This window comes from Herbaspirillum aquaticum (assembly GCF_002213425.1).
In the GTDB taxonomy this organism is placed as follows: Bacteria; Pseudomonadota; Gammaproteobacteria; order Burkholderiales; family Burkholderiaceae_D; genus Herbaspirillum; species Herbaspirillum aquaticum.
The window spans coordinates 118969-142288 of the sequence record NZ_NJGV01000001.1 but is presented as its reverse complement, the minus strand read 5'-3'; the positions used below and the strand labels follow the sequence as shown (position 1 = coordinate 142288).

At 62.3% G+C, this 23320-nt stretch carries 24 protein-coding genes; 8 read left to right on the top strand and 16 right to left on the bottom strand.

Features of this window, described 5'->3' with window-relative positions; all coding sequences use genetic code 11:
• Positions 1 to 43: 43 nt before the first annotated feature.
• The 11 genes from motB to phaC form a co-directional block, all read right to left on the bottom strand.
• Entirely contained in the window at positions 44 to 982 is a 939-nt protein-coding gene (gene motB / locus CEJ45_RS00675; RefSeq protein ID WP_088753346.1) for a flagellar motor protein MotB, read from the bottom strand.
• 79 nt (positions 983 to 1061) lie between these two features.
• Complete coding sequence (gene motA / locus CEJ45_RS00670; protein WP_088753345.1) at positions 1062 to 1922, bottom strand: flagellar motor stator protein MotA; 861 nt, start codon at positions 1920 to 1922, stop codon at positions 1062 to 1064.
• A 189-nt stretch (positions 1923 to 2111) separates the two neighbouring features.
• Positions 2112 to 2906, bottom strand: coding sequence for a class I SAM-dependent methyltransferase (locus CEJ45_RS00665; RefSeq protein WP_088753344.1), 795 nt, complete (start codon positions 2904 to 2906; stop codon positions 2112 to 2114).
• A gap of 96 nt (positions 2907 to 3002) precedes the next feature.
• Entirely contained in the window at positions 3003 to 3617 is a 615-nt protein-coding gene (gene flhC / locus CEJ45_RS00660) for a flagellar transcriptional regulator FlhC (protein WP_088753343.1), read from the bottom strand.
• A 177-nt stretch (positions 3618 to 3794) separates the two neighbouring features.
• Positions 3795 to 4112: a flagellar transcriptional regulator FlhD gene (gene flhD / locus CEJ45_RS00655; RefSeq protein ID WP_034334003.1), complete on the bottom strand. Its 318-nt coding sequence runs from the start codon at positions 4110 to 4112 to the stop codon at positions 3795 to 3797.
• A gap of 692 nt (positions 4113 to 4804) precedes the next feature.
• Positions 4805 to 6001, bottom strand: a complete 1197-nt coding sequence (locus tag CEJ45_RS00650) for a cystathionine beta-lyase (protein ID WP_088753342.1) — start codon at positions 5999 to 6001, stop codon at positions 4805 to 4807.
• Positions 6002 to 6194: 193 nt separating this feature from the next.
• On the bottom strand, positions 6195 to 6605 hold the full coding sequence (locus tag CEJ45_RS00645; RefSeq protein WP_088753341.1) for a hypothetical protein: 411 nt from the start codon (positions 6603 to 6605) through the stop codon (positions 6195 to 6197).
• Positions 6605 to 7981: a 30S ribosomal protein S12 methylthiotransferase RimO gene (rimO, locus tag CEJ45_RS00640; RefSeq protein ID WP_088753340.1), complete on the bottom strand. Its 1377-nt coding sequence runs from the start codon at positions 7979 to 7981 to the stop codon at positions 6605 to 6607. Before rimO ends, CEJ45_RS00645 begins: the two co-directional genes overlap by 1 nt.
• A 195-nt stretch (positions 7982 to 8176) precedes the next feature.
• Positions 8177 to 8743, bottom strand: coding sequence for a polyhydroxyalkanoate synthesis repressor PhaR (gene phaR, locus CEJ45_RS00635; protein ID WP_008329998.1), 567 nt, complete (start codon positions 8741 to 8743; stop codon positions 8177 to 8179).
• Between the two features lie 304 nt (positions 8744 to 9047).
• Positions 9048 to 9788 (bottom strand): 3-ketoacyl-ACP reductase, encoded by a 741-nt coding sequence (locus CEJ45_RS00630; RefSeq protein ID WP_058896064.1) that lies wholly within the window; start codon positions 9786 to 9788, stop codon positions 9048 to 9050.
• Between the two features lie 248 nt (positions 9789 to 10036).
• Positions 10037 to 11896, bottom strand: a complete 1860-nt coding sequence (phaC, locus tag CEJ45_RS00625; RefSeq protein ID WP_088753339.1) for a class I poly(R)-hydroxyalkanoic acid synthase — start codon at positions 11894 to 11896, stop codon at positions 10037 to 10039.
• Between the two features lie 56 nt (positions 11897 to 11952).
• Between phaC and CEJ45_RS00620 the strand changes: the two genes are divergently transcribed.
• Positions 11953 to 12222 carry a hypothetical protein gene (locus CEJ45_RS00620; RefSeq protein WP_088753338.1) on the top strand — a complete coding sequence of 90 codons (270 nt, stop codon included), beginning with the start codon at positions 11953 to 11955 and terminating at the stop codon, positions 12220 to 12222.
• A 155-nt stretch (positions 12223 to 12377) separates the two neighbouring features.
• On the opposite strand, the gene CEJ45_RS00615 is transcribed toward CEJ45_RS00620, so the two are convergent.
• Both CEJ45_RS00615 and CEJ45_RS00610 read right to left on the bottom strand, forming a co-directional pair.
• A complete protein-coding gene (locus CEJ45_RS00615) occupies positions 12378 to 12641 on the bottom strand; it encodes a hypothetical protein (protein ID WP_088753337.1) in 264 nt (87 codons plus the stop codon).
• Positions 12638 to 13423, bottom strand: a complete 786-nt coding sequence (locus CEJ45_RS00610) for a sulfite exporter TauE/SafE family protein (protein WP_088753336.1) — start codon at positions 13421 to 13423, stop codon at positions 12638 to 12640. Before CEJ45_RS00610 ends, CEJ45_RS00615 begins: the two co-directional genes overlap by 4 nt.
• Positions 13424 to 13585: 162 nt before the next feature.
• Between CEJ45_RS00610 and CEJ45_RS00605 the strand changes: the two genes are divergently transcribed.
• Positions 13586 to 14479: a LysR substrate-binding domain-containing protein gene (locus CEJ45_RS00605; RefSeq protein ID WP_088753335.1), complete on the top strand. Its 894-nt coding sequence runs from the start codon at positions 13586 to 13588 to the stop codon at positions 14477 to 14479.
• Between the two features lie 46 nt (positions 14480 to 14525).
• Here the strand turns inward: CEJ45_RS00605 and pgeF are convergent, their stop codons facing one another.
• Both pgeF and CEJ45_RS00595 read right to left on the bottom strand, forming a co-directional pair.
• Entirely contained in the window at positions 14526 to 15272 is a 747-nt protein-coding gene (pgeF, locus tag CEJ45_RS00600) for a peptidoglycan editing factor PgeF (protein ID WP_088753334.1), read from the bottom strand.
• A 12-nt stretch (positions 15273 to 15284) separates the two neighbouring features.
• Complete coding sequence (locus CEJ45_RS00595; protein WP_088753333.1) at positions 15285 to 16403, bottom strand: RluA family pseudouridine synthase; 1119 nt, start codon at positions 16401 to 16403, stop codon at positions 15285 to 15287.
• A 112-nt stretch (positions 16404 to 16515) separates the two neighbouring features.
• On the opposite strand from CEJ45_RS00595, the gene CEJ45_RS00590 reads away from it, so the two are divergent.
• Entirely contained in the window at positions 16516 to 17316 is an 801-nt protein-coding gene (locus tag CEJ45_RS00590; protein WP_088753332.1) for an outer membrane protein assembly factor BamD, read from the top strand.
• A 106-nt stretch (positions 17317 to 17422) separates the two neighbouring features.
• Here the strand turns inward: CEJ45_RS00590 and yaaA are convergent, their stop codons facing one another.
• Positions 17423 to 18199: a peroxide stress protein YaaA gene (gene yaaA / locus CEJ45_RS00585; protein WP_088753331.1), complete on the bottom strand. Its 777-nt coding sequence runs from the start codon at positions 18197 to 18199 to the stop codon at positions 17423 to 17425.
• A 269-nt stretch (positions 18200 to 18468) separates the two neighbouring features.
• Here yaaA and CEJ45_RS00575 point away from each other — a divergent pair, with 269 nt between their 5' ends.
• The 5 genes from CEJ45_RS00575 to CEJ45_RS00555 all read left to right on the top strand — a co-directional run bounded on the left by CEJ45_RS00575 (position 18469) and on the right by CEJ45_RS00555 (position 23273).
• On the top strand, positions 18469 to 20220 hold the full coding sequence (locus CEJ45_RS00575) for a methyl-accepting chemotaxis protein (RefSeq protein ID WP_088753329.1): 1752 nt from the start codon (positions 18469 to 18471) through the stop codon (positions 20218 to 20220).
• Between the two features lie 241 nt (positions 20221 to 20461).
• A complete protein-coding gene (locus CEJ45_RS00570; protein WP_088753328.1) occupies positions 20462 to 20746 on the top strand; it encodes a hypothetical protein in 285 nt (94 codons plus the stop codon).
• A gap of 11 nt (positions 20747 to 20757) precedes the next feature.
• Positions 20758 to 21279, top strand: a complete 522-nt coding sequence (locus tag CEJ45_RS00565) for a putative toxin-antitoxin system toxin component, PIN family (protein ID WP_088753327.1) — start codon at positions 20758 to 20760, stop codon at positions 21277 to 21279.
• Positions 21280 to 21342: 63 nt separating this feature from the next.
• Positions 21343 to 22500 (top strand): pyridoxal phosphate-dependent aminotransferase, encoded by a 1158-nt coding sequence (locus CEJ45_RS00560; RefSeq protein ID WP_088753326.1) that lies wholly within the window; start codon positions 21343 to 21345, stop codon positions 22498 to 22500.
• 80 nt (positions 22501 to 22580) lie between these two features.
• Positions 22581 to 23273: a glutathione binding-like protein gene (locus CEJ45_RS00555; protein ID WP_088753325.1), complete on the top strand. Its 693-nt coding sequence runs from the start codon at positions 22581 to 22583 to the stop codon at positions 23271 to 23273.
• The last annotated feature ends 47 nt before the right edge of the window (positions 23274 to 23320 follow it).

Genomic DNA, 23320 nt, shown 5'->3' with positions numbered 1-23320 from the left:
ATTGGCAAACCCTGCGCAAGCCACCCCGTCCCGGTGCCTGCCGTCAGTTCTTTGGCGGCGCACTCAGTCCCTGCTGCACGTCGTCATCGGTGGCGTCGGTGGGCACGTTCAAGGAGCCACTATCCTTTTCCACCAGCTCTTCGGCCTTCTTGTTCATCACGATGATGCTGATGCGGCGGTTGATCGGGTTGAACGGATCTTCCTTGTCCAGCAGCACCGCCGAGGACAGGCCCACCACCCGCAGCACCTTCGATTCATCCATGCCGCCGGTAATGAGTTCGCGGCGCGAGGCATTGGCACGGTCAGCCGACAATTCCCAGTTGCTGTACCCCTTCTCGCCGCGCGAATAAGGCGTCGCATCGGTGTGGCCGGACAGGCTGATCTTGTTGGGCACATCGTTCAGGGTGCGGCCGATCTCGTGCAGGATTTCCTTGGTGTAGGGCTGCAACTGCGCACTGGCCAGGGCAAACATGGGACGGTTCTTTTCGTCCACGATCTGGATGCGCAGGCCTTCCGAAGTGATGTCGATCAACAGCTGGTTCTTGAACTGCTTCAAGGTCGGGTTGGAGTCGATGGCCTTTTCCAGGCGCGACTTCAATTCCTCCAGGCGCGTGCGCTCGGCGCGCTCCAGTTCCTGCTGTGCCTGTTTCAGGTTCTGCTTGCGCGAGACCACATCGTTCTCGCCCTTGCGCAGCTGGCCGTCCTGGCGGGTCAAGTCCTTGCCGCCGCCGGGCAGCACCGTGTTGGCGTCACCACTGCCGGAACCACCGGCCATGGCCACCTTCAGCGGCGTCTTGAAGTATTCGGCGATACCATTCAGGTCGCCCTTGGCGGTCGAACCCAGCAGCCACATCAGCAGGAAGAAGGCCATCATCGCGGTCACGAAGTCGGCATAGGCAATCTTCCAGGCGCCACCGTGGTGACCCCCGCCGCCTTTCTTGATCCGCTTGACGATAATGGGACGTAGACCTTCGTCGGCCATGCCTGTGCTCCTGCTTCAATACTGATGTCTGAGTGAATCGCCCTGCCTGCCGGCCTCCCCGGGCCGGCCTGCCGACCGCTTACTTGCCCTTGGCCTGCTTGACGTGCTCTTCCAGTTCGAGGAAGGTCGGACGTTCGGTCGAGAACAGGACCTTGCGGCCGAATTCGATCGACAGTGCCGGGGCATAGCCATTGAGGCTGGCCAGCAGCGTCACCTTCACGCACTGGTAGATCTTGGTCGATTCGTGCAGCTTCTGTTCCAGCAAGCTCGAGAGCGGGCCCACGAAACCGTAGGCCAGCAGGATACCGAGGAAGGTACCGACCAGCGCGTGCGCGATCAGCATACCCAGCTCGGAGGGCGGGATGCCCACCGATTCCATGGTGTGCACCACGCCCATCACCGCTGCCACGATACCGAAAGCCGGCATGCCGTCGCCCAGCTTGGCGATGCAGTGCACCGGAATCTCGCCCTCGTGGTGATGGGTCTCGATTTCGTTGTCCATCAGGTTTTCGATCTGGAACGCATCCATGTTGCCCGAGACCATCAGGCGCAGGTAGTCGGTCATGAATTCGATCAGGTGATGGTCCGCCAGCACGCCCGGATACTTGCTGAAGATGGGGCTGCTTTCCGGCTCTTCGATGTCGCCTTCGATCGACATCAAACCCTCTTTACGGGATTTGGTGAGGATCTCGAAGAGCAGTGCCATCAGCTCCATGTACAGCGCCTTGGTGTAGGTGCTGCCCTTGAAGACCGTAGGCAAGGCCTTCATGGTGGCCTTGATCGCCTTGTTGTTGTTACCGACCAGGAAAGCGCCCAGCGCGGCGCCGCCGATCATGAGCAGTTCGAGTGGCTGGAACAGTGCCCCCAGGTGGCCGCCCGACAGGGCAAAGCCGCCGAAGACGGACCCCATGACCACGATATATCCAATGATGACTAGCAAGTGCCTACTCCCGTCCCTGTGGCGTTGAGTGTATTTTCACGTTCGTCAGATTACAGGTATTCCAGTCAAGCAAATGGGGGAATACATATCCGAAAAACGCCCTTCCTTTTCGATTTACGGCTGAATTGGCGCAAACTTGATACGTCGCGTCTCGCAGCCCCTGTAAAGGCTCTCCTTGCTTGCGCACCCTCACATGCGCCACCCATGCAGCACCCTGCCCCCGTCCTCCGGCTCCACCACCACATCCGGGGTGGTCCCGGGGATATGAAATTCGTAGCTCAGAAGCAGCGTTCCCGGCTTCATCTCGGCGCGCGCCTTGTGCCACAGCGCCTCCATCGCCGCTGGCGACAGGTAGGCAAACACCACGTCATAGTTGCCGAAATCGAGCAGCAGGTAGTCGCCGCGTACAAAGCGGCAGCGATTGCCCGCCAGCGCCGCCCTGACCCGGCTTACCAGCCATGGCAGGGGTGCAATCTCGATACCGGTGAATTCACTGTCGGGCCGGCGGCGCGACAGGTCCAGCACGGCACCGCCCAGGCCGCTGCCGATATCCATGAAGCGGATCGGCCGCCCCTCTGGCAGCAGTCCGGCCACCGCATCCCAGGCAGTCTGCCCGGAAGGATAGAACGGCACCTGGCTGCGAAAGGTCGACCAGAACAGCACCAGCATGAACAGGAACACCGCCAGGAACACCCACGACGGCAGGTGCAGCTGGCCCGCGCCCAATGCAGCCACCGGGAATACCAGCAGGATCAGCCACCACCACGCCGCCATGCGGCGCAGGCGCGCCAGCAGGGCGGCCAAGACACCATGCAGCAAGGAAGTCTGGAGGGGGGAAAGAGGCGCCAGGCCCGCGCGCTGGAGCAGCACATCGGCCACATTGGCACCGACCAGGCCCAGCACGAACAGCAACAGGGCCTGGATGGCCGGCGCCCGCCACAGGGGCCTGCGCCCGGCGCCGGGGTGATTCTCAGGTTCGGACATCGAGGCAATCGGCCTTATTCTTTTTTGGTTGAACACCCTGGCCCATTACCGCCCTGCTGCTCGCACGCAGCAAGGCACTGGTGCATCCCTGCTGGCTCAGGCCACCGCGGCCAGCACCGGTTCGGCAGCCAGGGGAGCGGAAGCGGCGACCGGCAGCGCGCCTTCGACCAGACCCATGATGACCGCATCCTTGGCCTTCTTGGTCTTGCCGGCACGCGAGGGCATGTGGCACAGCCCGCACAGGTAGTCCTGGTGCAAGTCCAGGCGATGCACCACGAAGTGGCCATGGCACTTGCAGCAAGGCGTGGTCATGAGCATCTTGCTTTCGAAGAAGCGCACCAGCGTCCAGGCACGGGTCAGCGAGAGCACGGGCTCACCGGCATCGTTGTAGCCGACTTGCTCCAGATAGAGCTTGTAGGCCTTCATCACTGCCTCGATGCCACTGATGCGGGCATGCTCCACCAGATAGCGGTGGATGTTGATGAACAGCGACGAATGGATATTGGGCTGCCAGGTGATGAACCAGTCCGTCGAGAACGGCAGCATGCCCTTGGGCGGCGAGACGCCCTTCAATTCCTTGTACAGCTTCAGCAGGCGCTCACGCGACAGCGAAGTTTCCGATTCCAGCAACTGGAGGCGCGCCCCCAGGTTGATCAGTTCAATGGCCAGCTGAATTTCCTGCGCCTCTGTGACAACGCTCTTCTTAGCCATGGTGCTACCCCCCGGTGATTTCGTAATAAAACTGCCTGACCCCAATTCGCCGACCTTGGGCGGGCGAACTTTCAGGCATGAATGCAAGACTCAAACTGAATAACTGTGTAGAACGTCTTCCCCTCCGGCGCGTTGACTGTCCCTGGCCACGCCGGCCATGCTTTTTGTCTTGTTGTTTTACGAAATTTGTTCGCCGGGCTGACACGCCATCAGGATGGCCGCGTGTGACTGCGCCAGGCTCTTGTCCTTGTTGTAGTTGGTCAGCATGCCGAGGATGGCGCCGTCGTCGAAACGGAAACGGGTCAACATCATGTTGGTCGCCGCCAGTTTCATGATCTGCACGTTGGACAGGCCTTCGATCAGATCGGCGATTTCGGCGCTGATGCCCAGACGGAAGATTGCGGTCGGTTTGTCCGAACGGATCATTTGCTGCGCCAACATGAGATAGCTCAGGTTGGCATCGCGGATCTCCGCCATCATGTCGTTGGTATTCATTTGCACCCCACCTCGGTAAGAACTTCCTACGGCTCACCCGGCGCAATGCTGCGTCGAGCTGCTTACAATCGCTTACATTTACTTGACTGCAAGCCAATTCTGAGGGGGGGCGGACAGGCGGGAAATTAGACTTGGTCGGTATTTTTCGACAGAACCGGACCGGAGCATCTTGTAGGAGTCTGTCCTACAGAGAAGGAGGATATTGATGAACTTTCATGTGCTGCGCGAGGAAGACTGAGCAGGCTCGCGAGTTTCAGCGACAATCAGGAATTTCCCGATCAAAAGCTTTCTTGGTTGAAATGACAAAACAAAGTTGTCACACAAGAAACAAAATAAATTGTAAATCTTCGAGGTTTTCTCTTCGAATGTTGCTGGGGGACGACTAGCTCATCCAGATTTTTCATGGGACTGCTGAGTTCAACTGTAGTTTCCGTCAGCAGGTCGATGAAGAAAACTTGCAAGGATTTACGCAAGCTGATGACTTTTGCGCAACGTCCTCACACCGGACCTGAAGATGGGCGATCCCGTATCGAGAATTACTACCATTTTATGACGCGCCTGGAGGTCTCAAATCGATAAACAGATGCGACATTTACCTTTATTCAATTTCTTGCGTGCAAACTGAGCAATGGGATGCGCAGCCCCCCCCCCCGCCTGCTGCGCGCTGACGTGGCACCAGGCGGGAGAGCGGCTTACAGCTTGCCCAGCGCCTGCTCGATATCGGCAATGAGGTCGGCGGGCGCTTCCAGCCCGATGTTGAAGCGCACCAGCACGCCTTCACGCTGCCACTGGCGGCGCATGCCACGCATGCGGTAGGGCACGCAGAGGCTATGCGCCCCGCCCCAGCTGTAGCCGATCTTGAAGAGCTGCAGGCTGTCGACGAAGCGGTCGGTCTGCTCTTCGCTGTAACGGGAATCGAAAATGACCGAGAACAAACCGCCCGCGCCCGTGAAGTCACGCTTCCAGTGGGCGTGTCCAGGGCAATCCTCAAAGGCCGGGTGCAGCACCGCCACGATTTCCGGGCGTTGCTTGAGCCAGGCCGCGACCTTGCGCGCGGCCGCGTCGTGGGCCTCGAAACGCAGGCGCATCGAGGACAGGCTGCGCAAGACCATGTAGACGTCATCCATGCCCACGCCGAAGCCCAGGCGCATGTGGGCCAGTTCCAGCTTCTCGTTGAGCGCCTGGTCGCGCACGATGACCGCGCCCATGAGCACATCCGAGCCGCCGGACTGGTACTTGGTGACCGCTTGCATGACGATGTCGACGCCGTGCTCGAAGGCCTTGAAGGCGATGCCGGCGGCCCAGGTATTGTCGATGGCCACCAGCACGCCCTTCTCATGGGCGGCGCGGCACAGGGCCGGGATATCGGGCACTTCCATGGACACCGAGCCCGGCGCCTCGGTCCACACCAGGCGGGTATTGGGCTGGATCAGGTCGGCCAGGCCGGCACCGATCATCGGATCATAGAAGCGTGCGGTGATCTGGAAATCGCGCTCCAGCCACTGGCCCAGGTCTTTGCTGGGGCCATACACGTTATCCGGCAGCAGCACATCGTCGCCGCTTTTCAAGAAGGCGAAGTTGACCATGGCGATGGCGGCCAGGCCACTGGGCGTGACCCGGCAATAGGTGCCGCCCTCGATCTCGGCCAGCCGCGCTTCCAGCACGAAGCTGGTCGGGGTGCCGTGCAAACCGTAGGTGTAGCCCAGCTTTTCGCGCCAGTCGCGCGAACGCATGGCGGCCACGTTGGGAAACAGCACGGTAGAGGCATGATGGATGCCGACCGGGAAGGCTTCAAACCCCTCCGGGGCGCGGTAGCTGCTGTGGACCAGTGCGGTCTGGGGGTCGAGCGGGAGAGAGGATGCGGGGGACGTTGCTTTGGAATCGGACACGGATCTGCCTCTGGAAACGATGGCGCCCCAGGGACGGGGCGCAAAGGCCTCACTATACGCGCAGCTTGTTCACATCGAAAGCAACAGAAGCGGCCGGAAGGCCCGTGAAATGGCGACGATGGCGTAACAGCATGAAGCCTGTTTCATATCGCCTGTACAGCGCCGTCGTTTGGCCTTCGCGGCCTGCCGGTGCTCAGGGCAACTGCAAGGCAAAGGGCTTGCTGATGCTGCCATCGGCGCTGGACCAGGTCCCGGTGATGGACTGGCCCTGGCGGTGCCCTTCCCATTGACCCGACACATCCTTGCCGTTGACCGATTCTTCCATGAGCAGGTCATCGCCCTCGACCTCGCCGGCCACCAGGATTTCGGGTGAGCCGCCGAAGAAGAAGTAGCGCCCTTCGAGACCGTCCTCATTCTTCTTGGGCTGCAACGAGAGCTGGATGTCGCGCCCGTCGATCTGGCCGCGCAGCACCAGGGCGTGCGTCATCAGGGTCTTCTGCAGGGAACCTTCAGGCGCATTGGCAGCGGGGCCGGCGGTGGCTGCCCGCGCCGGCGTGAGCACGCTGGCACAGCACAGCACCAGCACCGTCAGGAGCGAGCGCATCACTCAGCTGCGCCCCACAGGTCGTGGGCATCGGCGGCGGTGATGCGCACGTCGACGAACTGGCCCACTTCCAGCTTGCGATGGGGTTCGAACGGCGGCTTGACGTAGACCACGCCATCGATCTCCGGTGCATCCGAATAGGTGCGGCCGGTGCCGCCATTGCGGTCCACTTCATCGATGAGCACGCGCAGGGTCTTGCCGACCTTGGCTTGCAGGCGCTTCTTGGAAATTTCTTCCTGCAATTGCATGACGCGGCCACGGCGTTCTTCGCGCACTTCTTCCGGCACCGGATTGGCGATCTCGTTGGCGGTGGCACCTTCCACCGGGGAATAGGCGAAGCAGCCCAGGCGGTCGATCTCGGCTTCCTTCAGGAAGTCCAGCAGGTACTCGAATTCAGCCTCGGTCTCGCCGGGGAAGCCGGCGATGAAGGTGGAGCGGATCGTGATGTCCGGGCACAGGGCGCGCCAGGCCTGGATGCGCTCGATGTTCTTCTCGCCATTGGCGGGGCGTTTCATGCGCTTGAGCACGTCCGGATGGGCATGCTGCAGTGGCACGTCCAGGTAGGGCAGGATCTTGCCTTCGGCCATCAGCGGAATGATCTGGTCCACGTGCGGGTACGGATACACATAGTGCAGGCGCACCCAGGCGCCATACTGCTGGGCCAGTTCACCCAGGGCACCGACCAGCTGGGTCATGTGGGTCTTGATCGGCTTGCCGTTCCAGAAACCGGTACGTAACTTCACATCCACGCCATAGGCGCTGGTGTCCTGGGAGATCACCAGCAATTCCTTGACGCCGGCCTTGAAGAGGTTTTCGGCCTCCAGCATGACGTCGGCGATGGGACGCGAGACCAGGTCGCCGCGCATGGAGGGGATGATGCAGAAGCTGCAGCGATGGTTGCAGCCTTCAGAAATCTTCAGGTAGGCGAAATGCTTGGGGGTCAGCTTGACACCCTGCGGCGGCACCAGGTCGATGAAAGGGGCATGCGGCTTGGGCAGGTGCTTGTGCACGGCCTGCATGACTTCGCCCACGGCGTGGGGGCCGGTCACTTCAAGGACCTTGGGGTGGATTTTCTGGATGATGTCGTCGCCATCGGCATCCTTCTTGGCGCCCAGGCAACCGGTGACGATGACCTTGCCGTTTTCGTTCAGGGCTTCACCGATGGCGTCCAGCGACTCCTGCACGGCGGCATCGATGAAGCCGCAGGTATTGACGATCACCAGGTCGGCGCCGTCGTAGGACTTGGCGGTATCGTAGCCTTCGGCGCGCAGCTGGGTCAGGATCTGTTCGGAATCGACCAGTGCCTTGGGGCAGCCGAGGGAGACGAAGCCGACCTTGGGCAAGGCCGGGGTGGCGGGAGAAGACGGGTTGGACATGGCAGAAGGCTCAGTGAGACGGGCCGCAAACGGCCGAAAATACGGGAAAAAGCGAAAAATGCTTTAAAAATCAGGGCGCTATTGTACATCGTCCGCCCGGCTGTGCCCGATTTTGGCTTACCTGCACGTGCGGCCAAGCCACAAAAGCAAAACGGCCCACACGGGGCCGTTTTGCTATTGCAGCCGGACGGCCGCTTACTTCTTCTGGTCCGGCGGCGTGCCGGGAGCACCGAAGGGGAAGGTGCCGAACATGTTCTTGGTCTGGCTCTGCATCTGCTCCTGCATCTGGATGAACAGGTTCTTGCTCTGTTCGATGTAGTTGCTCATCATGCCTTGCATCATCGGACCTTGCACATTCATGAACTGCGTCCACATCTCGGGGCTGAAGGGCTTGCCTTCATAGAAGCCCTTGGAATTTTCAGCCAGCTTGTTCTGGATGTCGATGAAAGTCTGGATGTTCTTTTCCAGGTAGTTGCCCATCATGCCCTGCATGGCATGGCCATAGTAGCGGATGATCTGCGACAGCGCGCCGCTGGAGAACATCGGCACGCCGTGCGACTCTTCTTCCAGGATGATCTGCAGCAGGATGCTGCGGGTCAGGTCGTCGCCGCTCTTGGCATCGACCACGGTGAATTCTTCATTGTCCAGCACCAGTTGCTTCACGTCGGTGAGCGTAATGTAGGAACTGGTCTGGGTATCGTAAAGTCGGCGGTTGGGGTATTTCTTGATCAAGCGATCTGCCGAATTTTTTGCAGTAGTCATCTGAAGTCCAGTCTCTCTCTCATTGCAGCCGTCTTGCCGGCCTTGGTTTGCAGCGGTGGCGGGTGGCTTCGATGCAGTCCTCACCCGCAGGCGTCCGGGACATTGCGCTGTCCTCTCCTTGCTTCTTCTCTCTCCTGCTGTCTGCCGCCTGCTTTTTGCAGGGCAGCAACGCAAGCCATTATAGGGGTGAAGAGCGGCAAAAGGGGAGCCCTGACGTGCCAGACTGACAAAATCCCAGCCTGCGGCACACGTAAAAACGGCCACGCTTGCGGCACTGCCGCGTGCGTGGCCGTCGACGACGTCATCAGCCCATGTACAGGCCGCCGTTGAGCGAGAAGTCCGAGCCGGTGGCATAGCCGCCTTCAGCCGAGGCGATCCAGGCGACGATGGAGGCGATTTCCTCCGGCTCGCCCAGGCGCTTGACGGGAATGCCGGAGACGATCTTCTCCAGCACTTCCGGACGGATCGCGCGCACCATGTCGGTACCGATGTAGCCAGGCGAGACGGTATTGACGGTCACGCCCTTGGTCGCCACTTCCTGTGCCAGCGCCATGGTGAAGCCGTGGATGCCGGCCTTGGCGGTAGAGTAGTTGGTCTGGCCAAACTGGCCCTTCTGGCCGTTGACCGAGGAGATGTTGATGATGCGGCCAAAACCACGCTCGCACATGCCCTCGATGACCTGCTTGGTAACGTTGAAGAGCGAATTCAGGTTGGTATCGATGACGGCGTCCCAGTCTGCCTTGCTCATCTTGCGGAACTGGCCATCACGGGTAATGCCGGCATTGTTGACCAGCACGTCCACTTCGCCGATCTCGGCGCGCACCTTTTCGAAGGCGGCCTTGGTGGATTCCCAGTCCGAGACGTTGCCCTCGGATGCATGGATGTCGTAGCCGTGGGCGCGCATGGCCGCCAGCCAGGTGTCCTTGCGGGTGGAATTGGGGCCGCAGCCGGCCACCACGGTGTAGCCGTCCTTGCACAGACGGGTGCAGATGGCGGTTCCGATGCCGCCCATGCCACCGGTCACATATGCGATACGCTTGCTCATTGTGCTGCCTCCTATTGGGATGATGATTTATCGGGGAAAGCCCTGCTCCCCTCTTTCGCGTCTGCTGTGCGCCGCATTGGTGGAAGCCCCTCGCCTGAAGAACTTTCCTTTGTCTTGTCAGGCCCTGCTGCGCCGCGGAAGCGCTGCCAGCCGTCTCTCTCTGTCGGCGGGCCCGCATGGGTCACCGCCCTCTTTTCATCAATGCCGCCGGCTTCTGTCGGTTGTAGTGGCCGGCTGGCTGATTCGTCTCAAGCCACCAGCTGGTCGGCCTTCACCTTGACGTAGCGCCCCGGTGCCGGTTCGATGGGCTTGTAGCGCGTCGAACCGGGGTTCTTGGGTGCGGCCACCTTGCGTCCACCGTGCTTGCCCAGGAATGCCGCCCATTCGCCCCACCAGCTGCCCGGGTGTTCGGTGGCACCAGCCATCCAGGCATCGGCATCGCTGCCGGCCTTGGCCTTGTCGTTGACCCAGTAATTGCGCTTGTTCTTGGAAGCCGGATTGATCACGCCGGCAATGTGGCCCGAGGCCCCCAGCACGAAGCGGTTGTTGCTGCGCTTGCCGGCATTGATCAGGTCCAGCGAGGCGTAGGCCGATTTCCAGGGCACGATGTGGTCATCGCGCGAGGCGTAGATGAAGGCCGGCGCAGTGATCTTGCGCAGGTCGATCTTCTCGCCGCCCACCGTCAGCCGGCCCGGCTCCTTGAGTGCGTTCTCCAGGTACATGTGCCGCAGGTAATAGCAGAACATCGGACCCGGCAGATTGGTGCTGTCGGCATTCCAGTACAGCAGGTCGAAGGCGCTGGGCTTTTCGCCCTTCAGGTAATTTGATTCGACGTAATTCCACAGCAGGTCGTTGGGACGCAGGCTGGAGAAGGCACTGGCAAAATCGCGCCCGGCCATCAGGCCACGCTGGCCGATCATCTGCTCGCGCAGGGCCAGCTGCATCTCGTCGATGTAGACGTCGATGGCACCGGTGTCGGAGAAATCGAGGAAGGTCGTCAAGAGCGTCAGGCTGGCCACCGGATCTTCACCCCGCGCAGCCAGCAGCGCCAGCGCGCAGGAGAGGATGGTGCCGCCGACACAGAAGCCGAGGGCGTTGATCTGCGGCTGCTTGCTGATCTCCTGGACGATATGGATGGAACGCACCACGGCGTCGTCCACGTAGTTTTCCCAGGTGGCGGTCTCGACGGCCGCATCGGCGTTGCGCCAGGAAATCAGGAACACCGTGTGTCCCTGCTCTACCGTATAGCGCACCAGCGAATTCTGCGGCTGCAGGTCGAGGATGTAGAACTTGTTGATGCAGGGCGGCACGATCAACAGCGGCACCGAATGCACGGTCTTGGTCAGCGGCGCGTACTGGATCAGCTGGAACAGCTCGTTCTCGAAGATCACTGAACCGGCACTGGCGCCCACATCGCGGCCGACCTCGAACGCCGTTTCATCGGTCTGGGAGATGTGCCCCTTCTGCAGGTCGGCCAGCAGCTGGGCGATGCCTTGCGTGAGACTCTCGCCGCGCGTCTCCAGGATCTTCTGCTGTGCCACCGGATTGGTCGCCAGGAAGTTCGCAGGAGACATCGCATCGATCATCTGCTGCACCGCAAAACGCAGTTTGTGGCGCACCTTCTCGGTGCCCTTGACCGCATCGGCCAGCGCCAGCAGGAAGCGGGAATTCAACTGGTAGGCGGCAGCCTGGAACGCGAAGTAAGGATGTTCCTGCCAGGCCGGCGCCGACAGGCGGCGGTCGGTGATGGCCGGCGTCTTGGCCGCCAGCATCGACTGCCACAGCTCACCAAATTCGCGGGTGTAGTCCTGCTGCAGGCGGACCAGCTCGGCGGGATCGAGGCTTGCCCCCAGGTCGCCGAGTTGCTTGAGCAGGACCGTTGGGTCGATCTGCCCGGCACCGGGCGGCATCGCGCCACCAGGGAAACCCTGGAAGCCCGGCATCTGCGGTATGCCCGGCATCGCGGGCATGGGCGGCAAATGCGACTTGAATTGCTCGAACTGGGATTGGAATTGGGACTGCAGCGAGGTCCAGAACTTCGGATCGGACATCTGTGCCAGCCACGCGGATACATCGGGAGAGGGTTGCTGCGGATTCTGCTTGTTCATGCTCGGATCTGCAATTTTCGCGTATCGTTACGGTTTGTCTCGACGCGCATTTCACCATGGTCATCGTCGCTATCGCATGGCTCTACGTCGTCTTCATGATGTCGATCACCGAACAGTCGGCGGTCGCTGGCGTCGCCACTTTCCTGCTGTACGGGATAATTCCCCTGACCATCGTTTTATACCTGATGGGTACGCCGCAACGCAAGCGGAATCGTCAAAAGATGAAGAAATTGGCAGCCGAGCGCAAGGAAGAAATCAAAGATGACCGTTCCGTTAAACGCGAGTCCGATCCCAACTTGGATACGCCGCATGATCCGCACGCGTGAATGCAGGGGCCGGCAAGGCCGGCGTTGAAAACTTAGAAAAAGGGATCAGCGCGCACCATCATCGTGAGCTTGAGACGCCCGAACCGCGCCGGTTTGCGCACTGCATCATGCGTCGGGTGCGAGCAGCAAAACTCTGCAAAAGAATAGGATGCGGTTCAGCGCCGCGCCACCCGCCGCAAGGCAATCTGGCGATAGCGGGGTTTCAGTACGGCAAGCATGTCGCGCAAAACGGCTGATCCACGCCAGGGCGGCGAGACATAGGCCATACGTAACTTCAACCTTCCACTGTCACGTAACTCACAATCAAGCATGGCGATCATGCTGCCATCGAGCCAGGCGTAGACGTGGACTTCATTGGCCTGCCGCTCTGTGGGACCTTCGATCTGCCAGCCGCAGGGCTGCATGGAAACCGGCCTCATCGTCCCGCCTCCAGCAGGTCGGGCAGGTGCCAGGCCAGGTGCAAGCCCAGCAGCAGCAAGCCGATGAAGAAGCAGCGCCGGAAGGTGGCAGCCCGCACCCGCCCCCGCACGCGGGTGCCCAGCGCCATGCCCAACAAGGCTGGCACCAGCACGATCAGCGAAACCCAGCCTACGCCTGCGCTGAAGGCTCCGCCCTGCCCCAGGTTCACCGCCAGGGCCACGGTAGACACCGTAAAGGACAGTCCCAGCGCCTGGATCAGTTGATCGCGCGGCAAGCCCAGCGCCTGCAAGTATGGCACCACCGGAATGACGAATACGCCCGTGGCGGCCGTCACCAGTCCGGTCATCAGGCCGATGACGGGTGACCACCAGCGCTCGTGGCGAGGCTGCACCGTCGGCGTCCAGGCCGCCAAGCCGGCCAGCGCATACAGCATCAGCGCCACGCCCAGCACCACGATGGCATGGCGCCCCCCATCGGCACGCATGAACCCGGCACCGGCCAGGGTGCCGACCACCACGCCCGCAAGCAGCGCCCACAGGCGCTTGGCCAGCATCAGGAAGGCACCGCCGGTGGCCAGCTGCCAGCCATTGGTGACCATCGACGGCACGATCAGCAGCGCCGCTGCCTGCACCGGCGGCATCACCAGGCTCAGCAATCCGACCGCCACCGTCGGCAAACCCAGTCCGATGACGCCCTTGACGAAGCCGGCCAACAGGAACACGGCCAGGCTCACGGCAAGCACGGTGGCATTCATGTCGACGAGGGAAAGCAGGCTGGGCATGGCAGGAATGGAACCGGGATGACAAGGCAGCGGGGGTAGCAAGGTTTCCCAGTCTGCCAGTCCTCGCCCGCGCTGGAAATGTGGAATACACTTAGCCAGCCTTCGGCCTGGCCGAAGGCACAACGTCGAGATGCCCCCTTCTTCCCTTCAACCAGTACGCCGATGAGCCATCGCTTCGAATTGTCCGACCTGCGTCTTTTCCTGCACATCGTGGAAAGCGGCAGCATCACCGGCGGGGCCGAACGCGCCCACATGGCGCTGGCCTCGGCCAGTGCGCGCATCCGCAACATGGAAGATGCGCTGGGGACGGCCTTGCTGGAGCGCGGCCGGCGCGGCGTACAGACCACCGATGCCGGCCGCGCCCTGGCCCATCACGCACGCATGATGGCGCAGCAGATGGAACAACTGCGCGATGAACTTGGCCAGTATGCGCAGGGCCTCAAAGGTCACATCCGACTCTTGTGCAATACCTCGGCCATGACCGAGTTCCTGCCGGAGGCGCTGGCGCGCTTCCTGGCGCGGCATCCGCACACCGATATCGAACTGGAAGAAAAACTGAGCTATGAAGTGGTGCAGGCGGTCGTCGACGGGGTGGCCGATGTCGGCATCATCGCCGACTCCACCGACAGTGGACCGCTGCAGACCTACCCCTTCCGCCAGGACCACCTGGTGGCAGTGCTGTCAAAGAAGCATCCGCTGGCACGGCGCAAGTCCCTGGCCTTCAGCGAATTGCTGGGGGAGGATTTCGTCGGATTGTCCGGCGACAGCGCGCTGCAGCAGCACCTCTCCGGCCATGCCACCCGCGCGGGCCGGCGCCTGCAATACCGCGTGCGGCTCCGCAGTTTCGATGGCATCTGCCGCATGGTGGAGCATCAGGTCGGCGTGGCCGTGATGCCGGCGACGGCGGCCCAGGACTGCGCGGCGCACATGGACATTCGCGCCATCCCGCTCACCGACGGCTGGAGCCGGCGCCAGCTGCTCATCTGCGTGCGCGGACTGGAAGGCTTGCCAGGGCATACGCGCGAGCTGATCCTGGCCTTGCAGCGCCACGCCTGAAGCATCACGAATCAAGAAAAATGGCGGTTCCGCAGAGCCGCCATCATCACTTGAGCCAGATCAGCGAGCCCATGCGCCCGGTGGTCTTGTCGCGCCGATATGAATAGAAACGCGGATCGGTGACGGTACACAGTCCACCACCGGTGACCTCATGCACATCCACGCCGGCCAGCCGCTGGCGGGCCAGCGTATAGATGTCGGCCAGGTACTTGCCGGGACGGCCGGGATAAGCGCGGAAGGCCTGTTGCGCCGTGGACTGCTGCGCCAGGAAGGCCTCGCGCACTTCGGCCCCGACCTCGAACTGTTCCGGCCCGATGGCCGGCCCTAGCCAGGCGATGATGTCCTGCGCACCACGCGCGCGCATGGCAGCCACGGTGGCTTCGAGCACACCGGCGGCCAGTCCGCGCCAACCTGCATGGGCCGCACCGACCACCGTGCCGGCACGGTCAGAGAACAGCACCGGCAGGCAATCGGCTGTCATCATCACGCATACCGCGCCACGGGTGCTGCTGATGCAGGCATCGGCCGTGGGCTGGTCGGGCAATGCGGCTGCATCAAGCACGGCCACGCCATGCACCTGCGTCAACCAGGCCGGCTCAGACGGCAGCAAGCGCTGCAGCAGCGCACGATTGCGCGCCACCAGGGCGGGGTCATCGTCGACATGCGTTCCCAGGTTCAGGCCGCCCCCACCCTGGCCGTCGCCATAGGGGGCGGCACTGAAACCACCTTCACGCAGGGTGGTGAGGGCAGCGACGTTGCCGGGTGCGGCCCAGTCGGGGATCAGCAGTTGCATGGGCGGGCTCGCTCAATAGTCGTCATCGTCTTCGTCATAGTCGCCCAGGACCGGGTCGGCCTCCTCGCTCATCTCCGGGATGACCGCCAGGGCCGGGTCGATGTTGGCGCTCTTGAGCAGGGCTTCGATATCCGCCGGCAAGGGTGCGGCCCACTGCCGGAACTTGCCGGAGGTCGGATGCACCAGGCCCAGGCGGCCGGCCAGCAAGGCCTGGCGCGGGAAGACCGAAGCCAGGTGCTGCTTGCCGTACAGCGCATCGCCCACCAGCGCGAAGCCCAGCGACTGCAGGTGCACGCGGATCTGGTGGGTACGGCCGGTTTCCAGGCGGCAATGCACCAGGCTGACCGGCTTGCGGTCGATCTCGCCAGTGGCCAGGCGACGGTAATGGGTCACGGCCGGCTTGGCGCGCATGCTTTGCGACACCGCCATCTTGATGCGGTCGCGCGGGTGGCGCGCCATCGGCGCATTGATGGTGCCGGAGAGCTGCGGCAGGCCCCAGACCAGGGCCAGGTACTGGCGTTTCATGCTGCGCGCCTGCAACTGGCGCACCAGGTCGGTCTGGGCGGCCAGGGTCTTGGCCACCACCATGAGGCCGCTGGTTTCCTTGTCCAGCCGGTGCACGATGCCGGCGCGCGGCACGTTGGCCAGGCCCGGGCAATGATGCAGCAGGCCGTTCAACAGCGTGCCGCTCCAGTTGCCGGCGGCAGGATGCACCACCAGGCCGGCGGGCTTGTTCAAGATGATGATGGACTTGTCCTCGTGCAGGATGTCCAGCGCCATGGCTTCCGGGGCATAAGGCTGGTCGGCCGGCACCGATTGCGGCGCCACCTCCACCAGCTCGTCGCCCAGCATGGTCATCTTGCCCTTGGCGGGCGCACCGTCCACGGTGACGTGGCCGTCTTCGATCCATTGCTGGATGCGGCTGCGCGAAAATTCGGGCATCAGGCCAGAGAGGACCTTGTCCAGCCGCTGGCCGATCACCTCATCGTCGAGGCGGAAACTCAGGGGCTCCAGGCCGGAGACGCTTTCGTTGCCGGCTTGCTCGCCGTCATCGAAATCGTCCTCCAGCGGGAGGTCGGTCTTTACAGGCTCATCGCCATTTGTAATCGGAAGGGGTTTCTTACGTGACATCAGCTATAATCGCCGGATCGGGTTGATTGTATTTCGGGTATCGATGCAGCCGGCTCGGGTAGGCGCACAGCGCCATGCACAACTGATAGTCCCAGACAAGCACACAAGAGTCATGCACAAAATCTTATTGAAGTTCTTCATCATCGGTTTTGCCCTCTCGCTCACCGCCTGCGGCCTCTTGCCGGAACAAAAAGACGAGACGGTCGGCTGGTCTGCCTCGAAATTATACTCGGAAGCCAAGGATGAACTGAATGCCGGCGGCTACGACAAGGCCATCAAGTACTTCGAGAAGCTGGAATCGCGCTACCCCTTCGGCACCTACGCCCAGCAGGCGCAGATGGACATCGCCTACGCCTATTACCGCCAGAACGAGCAGGCGCAAGGCCTGGCAGCGGTGGACCGCTTCATCAAGCTGCACCCGAACCACCCCAATGTCGACTACATGTATTACCTGCGTGGCCTGATCAACTTCAATGATCGCACCAGCATCTTCGACACCTTCACCGACCAGGACAACACTGAGCGCGATCCCAAGGCCATGCGTGACGCCTTCGATTCGTTCAAGCTGCTGGCTGAACGTTTCCCGGACAGCAAGTACACCCCGGACGCCATTGCCCGCATGAAATACCTGGTCAATGCGATGTCCCAGTACGACGTCCACGTAGCCAACTACTACTTCCGCCGTGGCGCCTACGTGTCGGCCGCCAACCGTGCGCAGGCTGCCATCAAGCAATATCCGGACTCCCCGGCCAATGAAGAGGCGCTGTTCATCCTGATGCGCTCCTACGAAGCCCTGGACCAGACCAAGCTGAAGGAAGACACCGAACGCATCATCCAGGCAACCTATCCCAACAGCCCCTGGTACACCGGTGGCCCCAAGCAGAAGGCCAAGCCCTGGTGGAAGATCTGGTAAGACCGGCACACCGGCAACGCCCGATAAAAAACCCTCGCCATGCAGATGGCGAGGGTTTTTTGTTGTCCGGCCCGGGCAAGCGGCCTGAGCCGGTATGCGTGCGCCGTCAGGCTTCCAGTTTGCGTCGGAACACCCAGCTGCTCTCGGTGGAGGCGTCCGGCGCGAAGGCATAGCCGTCCACGTCGAAGGCCTTGAGCTTTTCCGGCTGGCTGATGTTCTTCTGGGCCGCATAACGCGCCATCAAACCGCGCGCGCGCTTGGCGTAGAAGGAAATGATCTTGTACTTGCCGCCCTTCCAGTCTTCGAACACCGGCGAGATCACCTGTGCCTTGAGCAGCTTGGGCTTGACCACCTTGAAGTATTCCTCCGACGCCAGGTTGACCAGTACCGGGGCCTTCTGCGACGCCAGTTCGCCATTGAGCGCATCGGTGATCTCGTTGCCCCAGAAGGCATACAGATCCTTGCCGCCCGGATTGGCCAGCTTGGTGCCCATCTCCAGGCGATACGGCTGCATCAGGTCCAGCGGGCGCAGCATGCCGTAAAGGCCCGAGAGAATGCGCACGTGATTCTGCAGGTAGTCCAGTTGCTTGGCATTGAGCGAGCCCGCGTCCAGCCCTTCGTAGACATCGCCGTTGAAGGCCAGCACGGCTTGCTTGGCATTCTTGGTGGTGAACTTGCGCGACCAGCTGGCATAGCGGTTCACGTTCAGCACCGACAGCTGGTCGGAGATACCCATGAGGCTGCCGATCTCGGCCGGCGACTTGGTCTTGAGCACTTCGATGAGCTGCGCCGAACGCGGCACGAAAGCCGGCGTGGTGTGCAGGTCGGTGGTGGGCGGCGTGTCGTAGTCCAGCGATTTGGCGGGAGACAAAACAATCAGCATGAGGGGTTCATCCATTGATCAGGTTGGGACAAGGTGGCCGCCATGATACCCAAAGCGCGGCGCTTCCGTGCGGTGATGCCAGCTTCGGGACCGATATGAAAATTTGGGCAGCAAAAACCCGGCTGTTGGGCCTTTGCCCCCTGCCCCGCCGCCCCTACACTGAAACATTGGACGTCAATGGCCATGCCCCCCTGCATGACCGCCATGGTCCAAGCTCCCGCCTGCATTGCCGCGCCGCATCCCAACCGATCCAACACCAAGGACACGCCATGAACTGGTTCTACGACCTGCGCATCGCCCGCAAACTGCTGCTGACCTTCACCGCCATCCTGCTGCTGACTGCCCTCCTGGGCGGCTTTTCCATCGTGCAACTGTCGCGCGTGAACGATGCGTCCACCGAGATCGCCACCAACTCCCTGCCCAGCGTGCGCCATCCGCTGGAGGCCAAGGTCGCCCTGGCGAGGATACGTACGGTGCAGCTGCAGCACCTGCTGCCGGGCAACGAAGCGAACGTGGAGGCCAACGAAAAGGTCATCGCCGACATGCTGGCCGGGCTCAACAAGGCGCTCGACAAGTACGAGCCGCTGGTCAACATGGCCGACGAACGCACCTACTTCACGGCCATCAAGACCGACCTTGCGGTCTTCATCAAGCAGCACCAGGAAATGGCCAAGCTGGTGCGCGGCCAGAAGACCGACGAAGCGCGCGAGCTGCTCTTGAAGCAGGTCACGCCGGTCTACCTGCGCCTGTTCGAGAACCTGGACAAGGCGGTGGCCATCAACATCGACGCCAGCGAAAAAACCGACCAGGACGCCCAGCAGCGCTACGAGAGCTCGCGCCTGATGATCTGCATCCTGCTGGCGGCGTGCATCGGCCTGGGCCTGCTGCTGGCGACCTGGGTGGCACGGATCGTCTCGCGTCCGCTGCAGGATGCCATGCATGTGGCCGAACGGGTGGCCGAAGGCGACCTGACGGTGCATATCCATCCCGCAGGACGTGACGAAACCGGCCGCCTGATGAGTTCACTCAAGGCCATGAACGACAGCCTGCTGCGTATCGTCACCCAGGTGCGTGAAGGCACCGACACCATCAACACGGCCTCGCGCGAAATCGCCAGCGGCAACCTCGACCTCTCCAGCCGCACCGAGCAGCAGGCCAGCTCCCTGGAAGAGACCGCCTCGGCCATGGAAGAGATCACCTCCACCGTCAAGCAGAATGCCGACAATGCCCGCCAGGCCAACCAGCTGGCGCACTCGGCCTCCGATGTGGCCACCCAGGGCGGCAGCGTGGTGTCGCAGGTGGTCGAGACCATGGGCGCCATCAATGCCTCTTCGCGCAAGATCGTCGACATCATCAGCGTCATCGACGGCATTGCCTTCCAGACCAACATCCTGGCCTTGAATGCCGCGGTCGAAGCAGCCCGTGCCGGCGAACAGGGGCGTGGCTTCGCCGTGGTCGCCTCCGAGGTGCGCACCCTGGCGCAGCGTTCGGCTGCCGCCGCAAAAGAGATCAAGAGCCTCATTGATGATTCGGTGGCCAAGGTCGACGCCGGCAGCCGCCTGGTGGAAGAGGCCGGCAGCACCATGACCGAAGTGGTGGCCAGCGTGCGCCGGGTCACCGACATCGTCGGCGAGATCACCGCCGCCAGCTCCGAGCAAAGCAATGGCATCGAACAGGTCAACCTGGCCATCACGCAAATGGATGAGGTGACCCAGCAGAATGCCGCGCTGGTGGAGCAAGCCGCCGCAGCAGCAGGCTCGCTGCAGGACCAGGCGGGCAAGCTGTCGGAACTGGTGAGCGTGTTCAAGCTGGAACGCGCCCATGTCGCCTCTGCCGCCGCACCGGCGCCTGCGCGGCCCGCCGCCCTCTCGCCCAACGCGCAGGCACGGCCCCAGCCCAAGCCGGTGGCACGCACCGTCGCCACGGTATCGGCACCGGCACTGCCCGCAGCGCCTGCAGCCAAGCCCGTCAAAGCAGGCAAGACCCCATCGGCCGATGAGGGCGACTGGGAGCAATTCTGAGCCGGCACACCCGGCCGGTGCAGGCGCTGGGCGAATGTTCAAGTTCGGCAGCAAACTTGCCGTTCATCAACTAGACTGACAGCAAGCAAATGGCAGGAGCACACTGCAGCAGTCATTACGTGCTACTGCCTGGGCAGACTGTCGGCACTTTGGCGGCATTTCGTTGTCCATGGTGAACGAGCAGGACGAATTGGACAGGCTGCCCGCCTGATCCCGCCGGCCATCGGCAAAGGAGGACATCATGAAACGCGACAAAGCCCTCATGGGCGAAATCCTGAAGCAACTGGCATCCTTCGGCACCCTCTACGGCGACGTGGAAAAGATCCAGAGCGCCCTGCCCGGCCAGGTAGCGCCGGAGGTGATCCTGCATCACCTGCGCCTGCTCTATGACCGCGGACTGGCGGCGGTGGACATGCACAATTTCTGGCGCGTCACCGATCAGGGGTATGATGCGCTCGAAACCGGTGGCGAACTCTTCGGCAAGCACGAAACGCCGCCGCCCGGTCAACGTGGCATCGACAACTAGTTTTCAGATCAATGAGCATCCAGGCAACTCCACTCCCCTCCCCTGTAACTTCCCTTCCTTCCGGCACGCCCGCTGACGCCAACCTAAGGCGCCAGCGCGTGGTGCTGGACACCAACGTCTGCCTGGACCTGTTCGTCTTCCGCGATCCGCGCTGGGCGGCGCTGCAGGCGGCGCTGGAACAAGGCACCGTGGAGGCCTACACCCGTGAGGATTGCCGCAGCGAGTGGCTGGCGGTGCTGGATTATCCGCATCTGCCGGTCACCCCCGAGACCAAACCGGCGATCTGCGCCGAATTCGACCGCCTGCTGCAATGCCTGCCGCTGGCCCAGGTCAATACCTTCGGCCTGCCCGTCTGCACCGATCGCGACGACCAGAAATTCCTAGAACTGGCGCTGCAATGCCAGGCCCACGTGCTGGTGAGCAAGGACAAGGCCGTCCTCAAGCTGGGCAAGCGCACCGTCAAGCGCGGGATGTTTGCCATCGTGCCGCCCCAGCTCTGGCGTGCCGATGCCTTCCTTGATGCGGCCACCTGAAGGCTCCCTCGAATGCGGCTAGAATAGCGGGCTTGCGATCATCACAAGAACGAGTCCGCTGCAATGAGCACCCCCAACATCGTCACCAAGCTGCCCAAGGTGGGCACTACCATCTTCACCGTCATGTCTGCATTGGCCAGCGAAAAAGGCGCGGTCAACCTGGGACAGGGCTTCCCCGATTTCCATTGCGACCCGGCCCTGGTGGATGCGGTCACCCGCGCCATGCAGGACGGCCTGAACCAGTACCCGCCCATGGCCGGCGTGCTGCCGCTGCGCGAAGCCATCGCCGACAAGGTGGAACGGCTCTACGGCCATCGCTATGATCCTGTCTCCGAGATCACGGTGACGGCCGGCGCCACCCAGGGCATCCTGACCTCGGTGCTGTGCGCGGTGCATCCGGGTGACGAAGTGATCGTGATCGAGCCGGTCTATGACTGCTACGTGCCGGCCATCGAGCTGGCCGGTGGCATACCGGTGTTCGTGCAGATGGAAGTGGGCGCGGCCGGTTACAGCATCCCCTGGGACAAGGTGCGTGCAGCGGTCACGCCCAAGACCCGCATGATCATGGTCAACACTCCGCACAACCCGACCGGCAGCGTCATGCGCGCGGCTGACGTGGCGGCGCTGGCCGACATCGTGCGCGGCACCGATATCCTGATCCTCTCCGACGAAGTCTATGAACACATGGTCTTCGACGGCCAGCCGCATGAATCGCTGGCGCGCCATCCGGAACTGGCCGAACGCAGCTTCATCAATTCCAGCTTCGGCAAGACCTATCACGTCACCGGATGGAAAGTCGGCTACGTGGCGGCCCCCGCTGCACTGACCGCCGAATTCCGCAAGGTGCACCAGTTCAATGTCTTTACCGTCAATACGCCCGTGCAGTATGGCTTGGCCGAGTATATGAAGAACCCGGCACCGTATCTGGATCTGCCGGCGTTTTACCAGAAGAAGCGTGATCTTTTCCGCGCCGGACTGGCCAACACCCGTTTCGAGCTGCTGCCCTCGCAGGGCACGTATTTCCAGTGCGTGAAGTATGACGCCATCTCGGACCAGTCCGAAGCCGACTTCTGCAAGTGGCTCACCAGTGAAATCGGCGTGGCCGCCATTCCGGTCTCGGCCTTCTACAACACGCCCAAGGAATCGGGCATCGTGCGCTTCTGCTTCGCCAAGAAGGATGAGACGCTGCAACTGGCGCTGGACCGGCTGGCCAAGCTGTAACACGGCTGGTGCGCAAATCGTTTAGATATTTTCCGTAACGTGACTTCCCCCCTCAACACGACACGCAAAAAAGGAACGCCATGATCGACGTCTACAGCTGGGCTACGCCCAACGGCCACAAGGTTCACATCATGCTGGAGGAGTGCGGCCTGCCCTACACCGCGCATGCCATCGATATCGGTGCCGGTGACCAGTTCACGCCCGAATTCCTGAAGATTTCGCCCAACAACAAGATCCCCGCCATCGTCGATCCCGATGGTCCGGATGGTGCCCCGATCTCGCTGTTCGAATCCGGCGCCATCCTGATCTACCTGGCCGGCAAGACCGGACGCTTCCTGGGCGAGACCGTGCGCGAGAAGTATGAAGTGCTGCAATGGGTGATGTTCCAGATGGGCGGTCTCGGGCCGATGCTGGGCCAGGCGCATCACTTCCGCCTGTACGCGCCGGAGCAGATCGAATACGCCGTGAACCGCTACAGCAACGAAGCGCGCCGCCTGTACCAGGTGATGGACAAGCAACTGGGCCAGCACGCCTACCTGGCCGGCGAGAACTACACCATTGCCGACATCGCCTGCTTCCCCTGGACCCGTTCGCACAAGAACCAGGGCATCGATCTGGCGGACTTCCCCAACGTCAAGCGCTGGTTCGATGCCATCAGCGCACGCCCGGCCGTGCAGCGCGGCGTGACCGTGCTGGCCGACAAGCGCAAGCCGCTGCAGGATGACAAGGCCAAGGAATTGTTGTTCGGCAAGAGCCAGTACCAGAAACGCTGATCCTACATCACCGGGGGCGGCGCTCAGGCCCGTCCCCGGCACCCCGG

Bases quoted from the DNA above. Each gene is read 5' to 3' on its own strand.
- CEJ45_RS00565 (WP_088753327.1), top strand. From the start codon at position 20,758: ATGAGCATCCAGGCAACTCCACTCCCCTCCCCTGTAACTTCCCTTCCT.
- CEJ45_RS00555 (WP_088753325.1), top strand. From the start codon at position 22,581: ATGATCGACGTCTACAGCTGGGCTACGCCCAACGGCCACAAGGTTCAC.
- CEJ45_RS00560 (WP_088753326.1), top strand. From the start codon at position 21,343: ATGAGCACCCCCAACATCGTCACCAAGCTGCCCAAGGTGGGCACTACC.
- CEJ45_RS00590 (WP_088753332.1), top strand. From the start codon at position 16,516: ATGCACAAAATCTTATTGAAGTTCTTCATCATCGGTTTTGCCCTCTCG.
- CEJ45_RS00630 (WP_058896064.1), bottom strand. From the start codon at position 9,788: ATGAGCAAGCGTATCGCATATGTGACCGGTGGCATGGGCGGCATCGGA.
- phaC (WP_088753339.1), bottom strand. From the start codon at position 11,896: ATGAACAAGCAGAATCCGCAGCAACCCTCTCCCGATGTATCCGCGTGG.
- pgeF (WP_088753334.1), bottom strand. From the start codon at position 15,272: ATGCAACTGCTGATCCCCGACTGGGCCGCACCCGGCAACGTCGCTGCC.
- CEJ45_RS00645 (WP_088753341.1), bottom strand. From the start codon at position 6,605: ATGCGCTCGCTCCTGACGGTGCTGGTGCTGTGCTGTGCCAGCGTGCTC.
- flhC (WP_088753343.1), bottom strand. From the start codon at position 3,617: ATGGCTAAGAAGAGCGTTGTCACAGAGGCGCAGGAAATTCAGCTGGCC.
- motB (WP_088753346.1), bottom strand. From the start codon at position 982: ATGGCCGACGAAGGTCTACGTCCCATTATCGTCAAGCGGATCAAGAAA.
- CEJ45_RS00610 (WP_088753336.1), bottom strand. From the start codon at position 13,423: ATGCCCAGCCTGCTTTCCCTCGTCGACATGAATGCCACCGTGCTTGCC.
- flhD (WP_034334003.1), bottom strand. From the start codon at position 4,112: ATGAATACCAACGACATGATGGCGGAGATCCGCGATGCCAACCTGAGC.
- CEJ45_RS00620 (WP_088753338.1), top strand. From the start codon at position 11,953: ATGGTCATCGTCGCTATCGCATGGCTCTACGTCGTCTTCATGATGTCG.
- CEJ45_RS00595 (WP_088753333.1), bottom strand. From the start codon at position 16,403: ATGTCACGTAAGAAACCCCTTCCGATTACAAATGGCGATGAGCCTGTA.
- CEJ45_RS00570 (WP_088753328.1), top strand. From the start codon at position 20,462: ATGAAACGCGACAAAGCCCTCATGGGCGAAATCCTGAAGCAACTGGCA.
- CEJ45_RS00605 (WP_088753335.1), top strand. From the start codon at position 13,586: ATGAGCCATCGCTTCGAATTGTCCGACCTGCGTCTTTTCCTGCACATC.
- CEJ45_RS00665 (WP_088753344.1), bottom strand. From the start codon at position 2,906: ATGTCCGAACCTGAGAATCACCCCGGCGCCGGGCGCAGGCCCCTGTGG.
- phaR (WP_008329998.1), bottom strand. From the start codon at position 8,743: ATGACTACTGCAAAAAATTCGGCAGATCGCTTGATCAAGAAATACCCC.
- rimO (WP_088753340.1), bottom strand. From the start codon at position 7,981: ATGTCCAACCCGTCTTCTCCCGCCACCCCGGCCTTGCCCAAGGTCGGC.
- CEJ45_RS00575 (WP_088753329.1), top strand. From the start codon at position 18,469: ATGAACTGGTTCTACGACCTGCGCATCGCCCGCAAACTGCTGCTGACC.
- yaaA (WP_088753331.1), bottom strand. From the start codon at position 18,199: ATGCTGATTGTTTTGTCTCCCGCCAAATCGCTGGACTACGACACGCCG.
- CEJ45_RS00615 (WP_088753337.1), bottom strand. From the start codon at position 12,641: ATGAGGCCGGTTTCCATGCAGCCCTGCGGCTGGCAGATCGAAGGTCCC.